This window comes from Pectobacterium punjabense (assembly GCF_012427845.1).
GTDB classification, from domain to species: domain Bacteria; phylum Pseudomonadota; class Gammaproteobacteria; order Enterobacterales; family Enterobacteriaceae; genus Pectobacterium; species Pectobacterium punjabense.
In genome coordinates this window covers 431,064-444,165 of the sequence record NZ_CP038498.1, presented here as the reverse complement: position 1 = coordinate 444,165, position 13,102 = coordinate 431,064, and the positions used below count along the sequence as shown (strand labels likewise).

The 13,102-nt window shown below is 53.2% G+C and carries 11 protein-coding genes; 8 read left to right on the top strand and 3 right to left on the bottom strand.

The features are described from left to right. Positions 1-424: 424 nt before the first annotated feature. Both E2566_RS02050 and E2566_RS02045 read left to right on the top strand, forming a co-directional pair. Complete coding sequence (locus E2566_RS02050; protein WP_107170950.1) at positions 425-700, top strand: AbrB/MazE/SpoVT family DNA-binding domain-containing protein; 276 nt, start codon at positions 425-427, stop codon at positions 698-700. Continuing rightward, complete coding sequence (locus tag E2566_RS02045; protein ID WP_005973745.1) at positions 700-1,065, top strand: type II toxin-antitoxin system PemK/MazF family toxin; 366 nt, start codon at positions 700-702, stop codon at positions 1,063-1,065. Before E2566_RS02050 ends, E2566_RS02045 begins: the two co-directional genes overlap by 1 nt. A 5-nt stretch (positions 1,066-1,070) precedes the next feature. Here E2566_RS02045 and E2566_RS02040 read toward each other — a convergent pair whose 3' ends face one another. Further along, entirely contained in the window at positions 1,071-3,791 is a 2,721-nt protein-coding gene (locus tag E2566_RS02040; protein WP_107170949.1) for a CRISPR-associated helicase/endonuclease Cas3, read from the bottom strand. A gap of 36 nt (positions 3,792-3,827) precedes the next feature. Next, positions 3,828-4,379 (bottom strand): bactofilin family protein, encoded by a 552-nt coding sequence (locus tag E2566_RS02035; protein WP_107170958.1) that lies wholly within the window; start codon positions 4,377-4,379, stop codon positions 3,828-3,830. A 458-nt stretch (positions 4,380-4,837) separates the two neighbouring features. Here E2566_RS02035 and E2566_RS02030 point away from each other — a divergent pair, with 458 nt between their 5' ends. From E2566_RS02030 to E2566_RS02005, 6 genes are all read left to right on the top strand, one after another. Then, the gene (locus E2566_RS02030; RefSeq protein ID WP_107170948.1) at positions 4,838-5,773 is read left to right on the top strand and encodes an aminoimidazole riboside kinase; all 936 of its coding nucleotides are present in this window, start codon (positions 4,838-4,840) and stop codon (positions 5,771-5,773) included. 187 nt (positions 5,774-5,960) lie between these two features. Continuing rightward, entirely contained in the window at positions 5,961-7,496 is a 1,536-nt protein-coding gene (locus E2566_RS02025; RefSeq protein ID WP_107170947.1) for a carbohydrate porin, read from the top strand. A gap of 70 nt (positions 7,497-7,566) precedes the next feature. Further along, the gene (locus tag E2566_RS02020) at positions 7,567-8,937 is read left to right on the top strand and encodes a sucrose-specific PTS transporter subunit IIBC (RefSeq protein WP_107170946.1); all 1,371 of its coding nucleotides are present in this window, start codon (positions 7,567-7,569) and stop codon (positions 8,935-8,937) included. Further along, the gene (locus tag E2566_RS02015; RefSeq protein WP_107170945.1) at positions 8,937-10,346 is read left to right on the top strand and encodes a glycoside hydrolase family 32 protein; all 1,410 of its coding nucleotides are present in this window, start codon (positions 8,937-8,939) and stop codon (positions 10,344-10,346) included. The genes E2566_RS02020 and E2566_RS02015 overlap by 1 nt, the downstream gene beginning before the upstream one ends. Before the next feature lie 30 nt (positions 10,347-10,376). Further along, the gene (locus tag E2566_RS02010) at positions 10,377-11,396 is read left to right on the top strand and encodes a LacI family DNA-binding transcriptional regulator (RefSeq protein ID WP_107170944.1); all 1,020 of its coding nucleotides are present in this window, start codon (positions 10,377-10,379) and stop codon (positions 11,394-11,396) included. 474 nt (positions 11,397-11,870) lie between these two features. Then, entirely contained in the window at positions 11,871-12,890 is a 1,020-nt protein-coding gene (locus tag E2566_RS02005) for a YiiG family protein (protein ID WP_107170943.1), read from the top strand. Here the strand turns inward: E2566_RS02005 and E2566_RS02000 are convergent. Next, positions 12,887-13,078 carry a hypothetical protein gene (locus E2566_RS02000; protein WP_107170942.1) on the bottom strand — a complete coding sequence of 64 codons (192 nt, stop codon included), beginning with the start codon at positions 13,076-13,078 and terminating at the stop codon, positions 12,887-12,889. The two genes, E2566_RS02005 and E2566_RS02000, sit on opposite strands and share 4 nt — an antisense overlap. Between the last annotated feature and the right edge of the window lie 24 nt (positions 13,079-13,102).

The following is a 13,102-nucleotide window of genomic DNA, read 5'->3' as shown; positions in this document are numbered from 1 at the left end:
GATTTGATTTATACGAAATACGCCGCTAGGATGAAAGATACCACTCGCTCAACTAAGTGCGTGTTCCGTGCCTTGTGCTTGAACACCGCTTTTTTGGGCAACCCCATTAACGATGACAAGCTACGATCACAAGATAGTAGAAGAGAAGTAAAAATGGAAGAGTAAACGTACTATTGAATCAAATTATTTATCTAAACTATGTTAAACTTCTTCCGTGTTCCCCGCGCCAGCGGGGATGAACCGAGTAATCGGACTATTGAGTCATACTTCCCCGCGCCAGCGGGGACAAACCGCGAGAAGAAAAATAGCGAGTCAGGCCACCAAAAAACGCATTTCATCGCTCAATAAACATGCTTGTTGATTAATTGACAGGCAATCACAGCGTGTTACCCTGTTCCACAAAGTAGCACTGAAAGAGAATGATATGATGCAAATAGTAAAGATTCGTCAGCAAGGTGGAGCATTGATCGTCACTATCCCCCGAGACTACGGTAAAGAACTGGGGTGGGATATAGGGACAGAAATCGCGGTAGAACGCAGTGGTGAAGGGATCAGTTTACAACCGACCAAAAGAAAACCACGTGGTAAATTCAGCGTTGCAGAGCTACTCACTCAAATCGATAGTGAAGAGATTGCAGCACTCAATGAAGACGTGAAAGTCTTCACCGATGCCGTACCAACAGGCAAGGAATATTGGTAATGTCAGCAACACGTATTCCGCAAAAAGGTGACATTTGGCATTTTAGCCCTGACCCCGTTTTCGGTCGCGAGTTGCAAGGCGATCACTATGGGATTGTCGTCACCGAAGGTGCATTGAATGCAGCACTAGGCGTCGCCATTTGCTGCCCTATTTCAACCAAAGCAGAAGCAGCACGTTCTTCGGGCGTCACCGTCGTAGTCACGCCAGTGGATACAGAACGCGGGGATTTACGGGGTGTGGTGCTATGCCATCAGGCTCAGGCGATAGATCTTATTGCACGTGGAGCAACATTTGAAACCGTCGCGGAGGATGTCCTCATACAGGATGTGATTATTAAGTTAATCAACCTTATTGATCCGCAATAAATACATCACGAGCCCAATAGCATCAACCCCACCCGTTCGCTATAAAATGCGTGGTTTTCCCCTCGGTTCAACAGCAACACTTCCGCCTGTGGGCGGTGTAATTGCTGCCGAAACCGCTCCAGTGCCTCACCTTCCAGTATCGGTAATCCGGTTTTACGTTTCTGCCACCAGCTAACTCGTACCTGCACGCGGCTCTGTTCCCAGGCGAAAGTGTCCGATGTGGCATAAGGCTGCGGTAGCTCACCATCGTTTTCTGACTTCCACGCCAGATACAGATCCAGCGTTTCCTCTCCCAGACGGGTGGAAATGTCCACTGCATCGCTCCAGCCTGCTTCGCTGGATTGGGCACAATAACCGTGGACAAGCGCTAGCGAGGACTGACTCGCCACTGAACGCTGGCCGTATCGCTCACCCAGTACCTTATTGGCTATTGCCTCCAATGCCAGAGGCACCACGATCTGTTCTTCATACACGCTGTTAATCAGCAGACGCGCCGCTTCCGGCATGTTGATCGCACCACACTCGCGTAATATCGCCTGCGTGCGCCACAGCGCAGCATGATCGGGGTAAACGTAACCGCTGTTACGCAATCCGTCTCCCAACCAGTCAGCCTCCGCTTCCGGCTGCCAGACCGGAGCCATGATATGCAGCACCGCTGCTGGGCGCTCATCCGTTAGTGGTGCAGCGTCCGCCTCAGTTTTACGACGCCCGTCGAGAAACCGAATATGTCGCTGTAGCCGCCCTGCGCGTTGAATCAGCAGATCGATGGGCGCAAGGTCGCTAATCATGTTATCGACATCAATATCCAGCGACTGCTCGACAACCTGCGTGGCAATCAGCACCTTACCAGCACGCTCATCCGGCGTACTGTCTTTGCCAAACCACGCCAGAGCCCGTTCTTCAATCGCCATACGATCGCAAAAGGCAAAACGGCTATGGAATAGCAGCATATTGTGCTCTGCGACACCCGCATCAATGAGCTGGCGATAAACCGCGATGGCATCATCCACCGTGTTTCTAATCCAACAGATCGATTGCCCTGCCGCGACGGCAACTTTTACGCGTTCGATGCCCTCTAACCGCTCAGTCAGCCAGCCAATCTTGACCTCGCGTCGCACTTCCGCCCGCGTTTCCAGCGTCGTTTCCTGCAATCCTTCGCGTGTTAACTGCGTCAGCCACGGATACGTTGCATTGGGATCGGGCTGCGCAGCCTCACAGGCTATGCCCTGCGCAAACGCCCGCGTCAGCTTCTCTCGCAGGTTAAGCGGCAACGTCGCCGTTAAGATGATGACACTACCGCCCTGCTGTGCATGGAAGCCAATCAACAGCTCAATCAGCTTACTCATGTAAGCGTCATACGCATGCACTTCATCCAGAATCAGCAGTTTATTCTGTAGCCCCAGCACCCGTAGCGACTGGTGGCGAAACGGCATCACCGCCATCAGCGCCTGATCGAGCGTACCCACGCCAATATCGGCCAGCAGCGCTTTCTTGCGCGAGTCCGCAAACCAAATGTTGCAGTCTTTGCTGGCCGCGTTTTCTTCCTTGTCGTACTGTGCCTGCCCCTGACTGTCGCCTTCCCATAGCGATTGCATAAAGGCGGACGACATATGTCGCGCACCGTGCGCCAACATCAGCGAAGGGTTATGTTCTGGTGAATATAATGCGCGATAGGCTTGCGCCAGCCGTTTGTACATGGCATTGGCTGTCGCCATCGTCGGCAGACCGACATAGATCCCGCTCGCTTTTTGCTGCGCCATCAGTCGGCTCGCCAGGATCATCGCCGCTTCCGTTTTCCCCGCGCCAGTCACATCTTCCAGAATGAAAAGCTGCGGCCCGTCAGCGGAAATATCAGCCTCTAGCGCGTTCTGTTGTAGCGGCGTTGGCTGCTGGATAAACGGAAAGAGTCGTTGGATAGAATGGAAAAGCGCGGGAGACGGCGTACGCGGCAGGCGCGAGACGACCTTTTCCGCTATCGGTAGCGCATGCTCACGCCAGTAGGTTTCGAGCGGCATCGGTGTGCTGCAATAGTGGAAATCCTGCTGGCGCGAACCCAGCCAGTCTGCCAGTACGGTCAAACCAGCCAATCCCCAGCTTTGCTGCTTCAGCCGGTTTCGCCAGCCTTTATCAGCGAAGCAGGCAGGGAACGTAGACGCGTCGGGAAAACACGTTTCCAGATCATGCAGGTAATGTTCTACCGCCAGATAGTCATCACGATGAAAAGCCAGACTGCCTTTGCATTCCGCCGCCGGTTTGCCGTGGTGCCCGGTAACAATGTTCAGCCAAATCTCCAGCGTATTTTTCACCACCGAAGTGGGCTTTTTCGTCCCTAAAGGAAATAAATTGGGAATGTCATCACGCATCGTCCATAGCCAGAAGCCCAGATCGTCATGCCTGTCTCTCCCGGACTGCCCCGAATGCTGGACTAACGGGGAATCAGGGTTGGCATATTTGCCCTGAAAACCACGGGCAAATTTTCCGATATCGTGCCAGGCCAGAAAATACGCAAACCATGCGGCGACATCATCATCGCCAGATGCCAGTTCACGCAGCACATGGTTAGCCTGAAAATAGTTTCCCTTTAATAAGAAATAACCGCAGGCTGCCACATCCAAACCGTGATAAGGCAGCAGGTGATAATCATCCCCCTCCAGCGCATCTGCCGATTTTTTTGCTTTTCCCCAATACTGGAAGTAGCGCCGGCCGATGATGTCTTCCTTGTCCATAGACTTTACCTGTCAAAGTGACCTTTCCCGACAATATCACGCCGTGGGCGCATTACTCGCTAGCGCCACGACATTTTCTTGTTCTGCGGGCGTTTTGCTGGTTTTCTCTTTTTTCTTTTCCACATAGGTCAGTTTTTCCTGACTCTGCGTTGGCGGGGTTAGCGGATGGGATTGACCCGTGAAGATGCCGCCTTTTTCGATAGAGAGTTCATCAGTGAAAATATCACCGAACACTTTTCCCTGCGCCAAAATAGCCACAACGCTGGCAGCCACACGTCCTTCAACGCGGCCGTTGATGACGATCTGCTGCGATTTTATTTCACCGTTTACCTGACCCGTGTGCTCCACTTTCACCGTGTTATCACACTGCACATCACCCTCTACCTGACCTTCCACGGTAATGTTGCCATCAACAGATAAAGCGCCCGTCATACGCGCGCCCTGAGAAATAAAGGTGTCCTTTTTCACGCGCACAGGATTCACTGAATTAATCAACTCGTTCGATGGGCTAATAGCGGGAGAGCTGTTTACTTCACTGTGCCCTTGCGGTTCTTTTACGTCTTTTTTGTTTTTATCAAATGAAAACATCGTGTTATTCCTTTTAACAGTATAAAAAAATGCGATAGCGGCACTCGCGGCCAGTAGCGCAACCACGCCCTGACCGTAATAGCGAAGGGGAAATTCGCTATAGATATCAATAAGCCAAACGGCAACCAATAACGCCCATATCGCCCATATTCCCCAAAGCAGGTTGTAATTACGCACCGGGATAAACCCAGAAAGAGGTGGGGTAATACATATCCTTCTCCATTCGTCCTTTTTGCGGCTTAATTCAGCCACGCCCCATAGATATCGGATAACAGGCCCGTTTATTTAGTCCGATGACCGTGGCAACGTGATGACTATCGCATAAATTTTCGCCAACGCGATGTGGAAATGTGCGTTTTATTGATGTGGATGTGTCTCTGCGGTGAAGAGTATTGCTTAGCTAAACCGATTCTTCTATTTTAGCAAACAGTCTAATTATCATTGATAAGAGTCACGTTATGGCAAACAGAATTTGGGTCATGGGCGACGCGGTTGTCGATCTCATCCCGGAAGATACGGAACGCTATCTGAAATGCCCCGGCGGTGCGCCAGCCAATGTCGCTGTCGGCATTGCCAGACTGGGGGGAAACAGCGCCTTTGTCGGTCGCGTCGGTGACGATGTTTTTGGGCATTTTCTCAAAACGGTGCTGGAGCAGGAAAACGTCGATACCCACTATATGGCGCACGACAGGCATCACCGGACATCAACCGTGGTCGTGAGCCTTGATGAGACGGGGGAACGCACTTTCACGTTTATGGTGCGTCCCAGTGCCGACCTGTTTTTACAGCCGGAAGATCTACCAATATTTAACCGCAGAGAGTGGCTGCACCTCTGCTCCATCGCGCTGTCGCAAGAACCGTCGCGCAGTACCGCATTTGAGGCGATGCGCAAGGTTAAAGCCTCGCTGGGGCGGGTCAGTTTCGACCCTAATATCCGTGACGACCTCTGGCACAGCGAGCAGGAACTGCGCGATTGCCTGACACAGGCGCTGATGCTGGCCGATGTGGTAAAACTGTCGCGCGAGGAGCTGACCTTTCTCTGTCCAACAGCGGATGTTGAAGAAGGGATTCAACAGTTCATGCAGCGCTACCCTACTCGATTGCTGCTGGTGACGCTGGGCAGCGAAGGCGTCTGGCTGCACGATCGCCACCAGCTACAGCACTTTGCCGCACCAATGGTGACCCCTGTCGATACTACGGGAGCAGGGGATGCCTTCGTCGCCGGTTTACTGCATGGCCTGGCGCAATATGACGACCTGTCACAGCCACTTAGCTGGGACCCAATTATCGAGCAGGCGCAGCGGTGCGGTGCGCTGGCTACCACGGCAAAAGGCGCAATGACAGCACTCCCTTACGCGCAGCAATTGCACACCCTCCCCGTAACCAAGTCCTAACCCCTTCGCTTCATACGGTTAACGCCCGGTTTTGTAGTCAGGATCACAGTTACAGAATCGGGCGAATGAAATTTCTTGCTAACCCACCTTCCGGCTTTTATTTTTCTCATGAAAAACCGGTTTAGCAATTTAGCTAAACATGAGAAATCCAAAAACAATAAATCTCCTTCACGACGAGAACGAAAAAATGAAACCAAGCCACCTTGCTGTGACGATAGGGTTATTACTCTCCTCCCCGCTTTATGTATCTGCTGCCAACACCGACAGTATTGAGGCCCGCCTGAACGCTATGGAGCAGCGTTTACAACAGGCAGAAGCCCGTGCTCAAGCCGCCGAGGCCAGAGCCAATGCCGCTGAAAAGCAAACCCAGCAGCTCGCCACCCGCACTACACAAACCGAACAGAAAACCCAGCAGGTGGAGCAGCGCACGACGGCGCTGGCAAAGCAGAAGTCGTTCGCCGATGGATTTGAATTCCACGGCTACGCGCGTTCCGGTTTGTCGATCAATGATTCTGCCACCAGCGCCAAAACCGATATCGGGCCGGGTATGTCCCCTGCGGGTCAGACGGGCGGGCATATTGGCCGCTTGGGTAATGAAGACGACACCTACGTTGAGATCAAACTAGAGCACAAACAAAAGCTGGATAACGGCGCGACCACACGTTTCAAGGTCATGATGGCGGACGGCCAACGCAGCTATAACGACTGGACGGCAGCCACCAGCGACCTGAACATCCGCGAAGCCTTCGTCGAGCTGGGTTCACTACCGACTTTCACCGGCGCGTTTAAGGACACCACGCTGTGGGCGGGTAAACGCTTCGATCGCGATAACTTCGATATTCACTGGCTCGATAGCGACGTGGTCTTCCTTGCAGGCACCGGCGGCGGTATCTATGACGTGAAATGGGCGGATAGCGCCAAGAGTAACTTCTCGCTGTATGGCCGCAGCCTCGGCGAAATTACCTCGCTGGATAACGACATCAAAAACTACGTCTTTACCGCGAATAACTACGTCGGGCCATTCCAGTTCATGCTGAGCGGATTAACCGCCAAGAACAACGATGTAAAACAAAATACCGGTACAAGCCGCGATAACACCTTCGTTACCAATACCAATGCGGGCGACAAAGGCTATCACGCGATGGTGGCGTACCACGGCGACAGCTTCTACGGCTTACGCGACGGGACATCAAAAACCGCGATCCTTTACGGTCACGGTCTGGGCGGTGAAGTGAAGAACATCGGTGCCGACGGTAACCTGACCAATGACGCCAACACCTGGCGCTTTGCGACCTACGGCACCACGGCGCTGAACAAGACCTGGAGCTTCGCGCCGTCCATTCTGGCGCAGACCAGCAAAGATCGTTACGTCAATGGCGACAGCTACGAATGGGTAACTTTTAATGCGCGCCTGATTCAGGAAATCACCGAAAATTTTGCACTGGCTTATGAAGGCAGCTATCAATACATGGACCTCGATCCGCGCGGCTATCGCAGCCTGAATCAAGTGAGCGGCGGCTTCTATAAACTGACCTTTGCGCCTACGTTCAAGGTCGGCGATATCGGCAACTTCTTTAGCCGCCCTGAATTGCGCGTGTTTGCCAGTTATATGGACTGGGATAAACGACTGGATAATTACTCCAGCGAAGATACGTTTGGCTCCACCGGCTTTAAAGCAGGCGGCGAATGGAACTTTGGCATCCAGATGGAAACCTGGTTCTGATGATTGGCTAGCCTTGGCGTCAATGACACGCTAATCGACGCCAAAGAAACGGTATACACAGAGGAATAACATGGATATCAACGCAACTGCCTCCGCGCTCATCCCCTTACTTGGCGGAAAAGAGAATATCGCCAGTGCTGCCCACTGCGCCACTCGCCTGCGTTTAGTGCTGAACGACGACGGTCTGGCAGACAAAAAAGCGATCGAGAACGTTGATGGCGTTAAAGGGTGCTTTCAGAACGCCGGACAAATGCAAATTATTTTCGGTACCGGTCTGGTGAATAAGGTCTACGCTGAATTCATTAAAGCCGCTGGCATCAGTGAATCAAGTAAATCCGAAGCCGCCTCGATCGCCGCGAAAAAGCTTAACCCGCTGCAAAGACTGGCGCGTCTGCTATCGAATATTTTCGTCCCTATCATGCCGGCAATTATCGCTTCCGGCCTGTTGATGGGTCTGCTCGGCATGATCAAGACCTACGGCTGGGTCGATGCCAGCAGTGCGATCTTCGTGATGCTGGATATGTTCAGTTCCGCAGCCTTTATTATCTTGCCTGTTTTGATCGGTTTTACCGCCGCAAGGGAATTCGGCGGCAACCCCTATCTGGGCGCAACGCTGGGCGGTATCCTGACACATCCGGCGCTGACCAATGCCTGGGGCGTCGCAGGGGGCTTCCAGACCATGCATTTCTTCGGCATGGACATCGCCATGATTGGCTATCAGGGCACCGTGTTCCCGGTACTGCTGGCCGTCTGGTTCATGAGCATCGTGGAAAAGCGCCTGCGTAAAATCGTACCCGATGCGCTGGATATCATCGTCACGCCTTTCCTGACGGTCATCATTTCCGGCTTCGTCGCCATGTTGATCATTGGTCCGGCTGGGCGCGCATTGGGCGACGGCATCTCTTTCTTACTCAGCACGTTGATTGCTCACGCTGGCTGGCTGGCCGGTTTGCTGTTCGGTGGCCTCTATTCCGCCATCGTCATCACTGGCGTTCATCACAGTTTCCATGCCATTGAAGCTGGGCTACTGGGTAACCCTAGTATCGGCGTCAACTTCCTGCTGCCGATTTGGGCGATGGCGAACGTAGCGCAGGGTGGCGCGTGTCTGGCGGTCTATTTCAAAACGCGTGATGCCAAAACCCGAGCCATTGCCGTTCCCGCAGGGCTGTCTTGTCTGCTGGGCATCACGGAAGCCGCGATATTTGGTATCAACCTGCGCTTCATTAAACCGTTCCTGGCCGCACTGGCTGGCGGTGCGCTCGGTGGCGCGTGGGTGGTCTTCAATCACGTCAATATGACGGCCGTCGGGCTGACCGGTTTTCCGGGGCTGGCCATTGTGCAAGGAGGATCGATGCTTAACTACCTGATTGGGATGTTCATTGCGTTCGGTGCCGCCTTTACCCTGTCCTTATTGCTGAAATATAAAACGGATAGCGAATAATGAAGGAAGTCCACTTATTAAAGCGCATGGCGCACGCCCTGATGTCAGGTCACTCACGGAAACAGGAAGACCCGTATCGCCCGGAATGGCATCTATCCCCGTGCGTAGGCCTACTCAACGATCCGAACGGATTTATTCATCACAAGGGGCGTTACCATCTGTTTTATCAGTGGAACCCTTTGTCTTGTGCCCACGGAGCGAAATTCTGGGGGCACTGGAGCTCCACCGATCTGGTGAACTGGAAGCATGAGCCCGTCGCACTGGTGCCGAGCGAAAGCTATGAAAGCCACGGCTGCTACTCCGGTTCTGCCGTGGTGGATCAAGGGGCCATCATGCTGATGTATACGGGTAACGTGAAATACGACGATGGCTCACGCACCGCGTTTCAATGCATCGCCCGTGAGAATCCTCACGGTGAATATGACAAGTTGGGAGCCGTGCTGACGCTTCCTGACGGCTATACGGGCCACGTTCGCGATCCTAAAGTGTGGCGTCATGACGCTCATTGGTACATGGTGCTCGGTGCGCAGGATCTCGATCTTCAGGGAAAAGTCCTGCTCTATCGTTCTACCGACCTGCTGGCATGGGACAAGATCGGCGAGATCGCCGGTTCCCGTTTAGGTGGACTTGGTGATTTTGGCTATATGTGGGAGTGTCCAGACCTCTTCCCGCTGGATGGCAAAGATGTACTGGTTTGCTGCCCACAGGGTGTTCCTGCCGAGGAAGAACGCTACCTGAATACCTTCCAGGCTGGCTATTTTATTGGCTCGCTCGACTACACAAGCGGTGCTTACCCACATCAGGAATTCCACGAACTGGATCTCGGTTTCGAATTTTACGCGCCACAAACCACGCTGAGTGAAGATGGGCGACGCTTGCTATTCGGCTGGATGTCGATTCCTGACGATAATGAGTTTTTTGAACCGACGATCGAATACGGTTGGATTCATACCATGACCTGCCCGCGTGAACTCACACTGCATGGCAACCGCGTTTACCAGCGTCCTGCTCGCGAACTGCAACAGTTGCGCAAGCAGCATTACCGTTGGCAGGGTGTCGCAAACTATGCATCACCGCTCCCCATTAGTCGCGCGGAAGTGCTCGTCACCGTTCAGGGGGAATTCCAGTGCAACCTTGCCTCGCAGATTGTTCTCTGTTGGGACGGTGAACGCGTAACGATGAGCCGACACAACCGTCGCACCGGGGAACCCGAACACCGCTATTGGCGCGGCGATCTAAGTCAATTGCAGATACTGTGCGATCGCTCCAGCGTTGAAATTTTTATCAACGATGGCGAAGCCGTGATGTCTGCACGCTATTTCCCAGAAAGCGAGGCGACGATCACGTTCAGCGGCTCTGGGCGATTAACGCTACAACACTGGCTGTTAGCGCCATGCGTGATAGAATAACTTCCCTTTTTTCTGATAGCAGACCTCGCGGTGAAACCGACTAAACGCATAACAATCAGTGACATCGCCGCGCTGGCCGGTGTATCAAAATCCACCGCCAGTCTGGTGCTTAATGGCCGCAGCAAAGAGTTTCGCGTTTCTGATGAAACCCGAGATCGCATTTTAGCCGTCGCGCACGAGCAGCGTTATCAGCCGAGCATTCACGCACGTTCGCTGCGTTCCTCACGCAGCAACACGCTAGGGCTGGTCGTGCCGGAAATGACCAACTACGGCTTCGCCGTGATTTCCCGCGAGCTGGAGATGCTGTGCCGTGAAGCGGGGTTACAGTTACTGATTGCCTGTACCGACGAAAATGCCAGCCAGGAGATGATGGCGGTCAACAGCCTGGTACAGCGTCAGGTCGATGGCTTGATCGTCGCTTCCAGCCTATTGAGCGATACCGAGTATCAGAAGATTAATCAGCAGTTGCCCGTTATACAATTTGACCGGGTGATTGGTGATTCCACACTGCCAATGGTGATTTCCGAAGCGGTGGAATCCACAGCGGAAATGGTCGAACGTATCGCCCGCCAGCATCGTGATGAATTCTATTTCCTTGGCGGCCAGCCGCGAATTTCCCCGACTCGCCACCGGCTGGAAGGCTTCCAGCTTGGGCTGACGCGAGCCGGTATCGACTGCCAGCCGGAGTGGATTATTCACGGTAGCTACCACCCCAGCGCGGGTTATGAAATGTTTGCTCAGCTGTGTGCAACGCTAGGGCGTCCGCCAAAAGCGCTGTTTGTTGCCGCTTGTGGCCTGATGGAAGGCGTGCTGCGCTATATGAACCAGCATAACCTGATGGAAAGCGGTATCCGGCTGTGCTGTTTTGACGATCACTATCTGTTTGATTGTTTACCGCTGAAGATCGATACCGTGGCACAGGACTGCGAAAATCTGGCACGTAACAGCTTTGAAATGATTACGAGTTTGATTGCACAACAGCCGCTTGAAGAAGATCGACGCTATATCCCCACGCGTATTCACTGGCGTCATCCTGACTCACGGGCATAGGCCAAAGCAGTTCTCAATCCGCACTTCGCCGGTTGTCTCATTGCTAGCGGGTCTATGGCGTCTTCTGCTATTAACACCAAATATTTCCGTCCCGACAGCTTGACCGATCGGGAAGTTAAGGGTTGCATTGATAGCAATAATGCGGAATCATTTTGTCTAAGCATTATGGTCAAGGAAGACGCTAAGGTTCACCTGAATGATAAATAAGGCAATTAATAAAGCACCGCTCAGCCAATCAGCACCCCGCGGCTTTCCTCAGTCACCCTGCTTTCAAAGAAAAATTGCAATTTCATCTGTCTCCCTTAAGCAGGATAGTTCCGTGCTACGCAGGGCAGATAGTTGCGATCGAAGAGGGCATCACTTCTTCAAAGATAAACATCACCACATGTAACGCATCACCCCAAGGCGTCTAACGATAGCCCTGATGTGACTGCATAATCACGATACATCACGATCAAAGAAAAGGGAGTTCACATGAACGTTCGCACTATCCGTACACCCGTTAGGCTGGCAGCGTTGATTGCCGCCACCATCGGCTTAGCGGCCTGCGAAGACAAACCCGGCGGAGCAGATGCCCCCGCCCAGTCCGCTTCCACCGCCGCCAACACCGCACCCGCACCGGCGGCGAAACCTCAAGTGGATGCTAACCAGAAACTCAATCTCTACATCCAATGTTTCAACGCCACCCATGAGCGCGCTCACAAAGCGATGGAGCGGTACACATCCTGGGTGAAAGACATGAAGTCAGGCCCTACGGGCAAAGAGCGCGTCATTTACGGCATCTACTCAGTATCGGAATCCAGCCTGAAAAACTGTAACGAACCTCTTATCAACGCAGCCCAAAGCGAGCCCGCCATGCCCGCGCTGGATACCGCTGCCAAGGACTACTCCACAGCCGTCATCACCTGGGGCCAGACGCTACAGGAAGCCTCAACTTACTATAGTCGCGAGAACTATAAAGATGATGCAATGGCACGCGGTAAGGCGATGCACGGCGACATCGTCAAACACTATGCGGCATTCAACACGGCCAGCCGTCAGTTCAATCAGGCACTGGAAGAAGCCAACGATGAGCGCCAACTGAAGCAACTGGCAGAAATTGAGAAGAGTGAAGGTCGTCAGTTCAATTACTGGTATATGGCTACCATGCTCAGCGCCAAACAGCTGGTGAACATGCTGACGCAGGATAACTTCGACATCAACACCGCCACAGCCCGGCTCAAAGCCTATGAAGACAACGCTGACGCCCTGATCGAACTGGCCAAGCAGCCCGACGCCGCAAAACCCGCAACATGGTCCGTAATGGATTCACCATTGGAAAATTATCGCGTGTCCGCCAAAGAGCGCCTGCGCCGCATACGCGATAAAACCCCCTACAGCCAAGGTGAGCGCCTGCTACTGTCCAAGAACTCCGGCTGGATGGTGGATGGCAGCGCCGATAAGCTCATCAAGAACTACAACTCACTAGTGGAAAGCAGCAACCGTCTGCGCTAACTCATGCGACCACGTTGCATAGAAAGATGACCGCGCGGCGAGTTAACCCTGCCGCGCATCTTGGTGAAGAGTGCGGGAAATAGTGCCTTGGTCGCTTTTTTGCGTGCAGAGTTTGCGGCGTTCTCCAGCATTCGCACGGCAATGACGTCATTCTGAAATAAAAAAAGGAATGCGGTTTGGATCTTCATCCCGCATTCCTTCTTAAAACACCA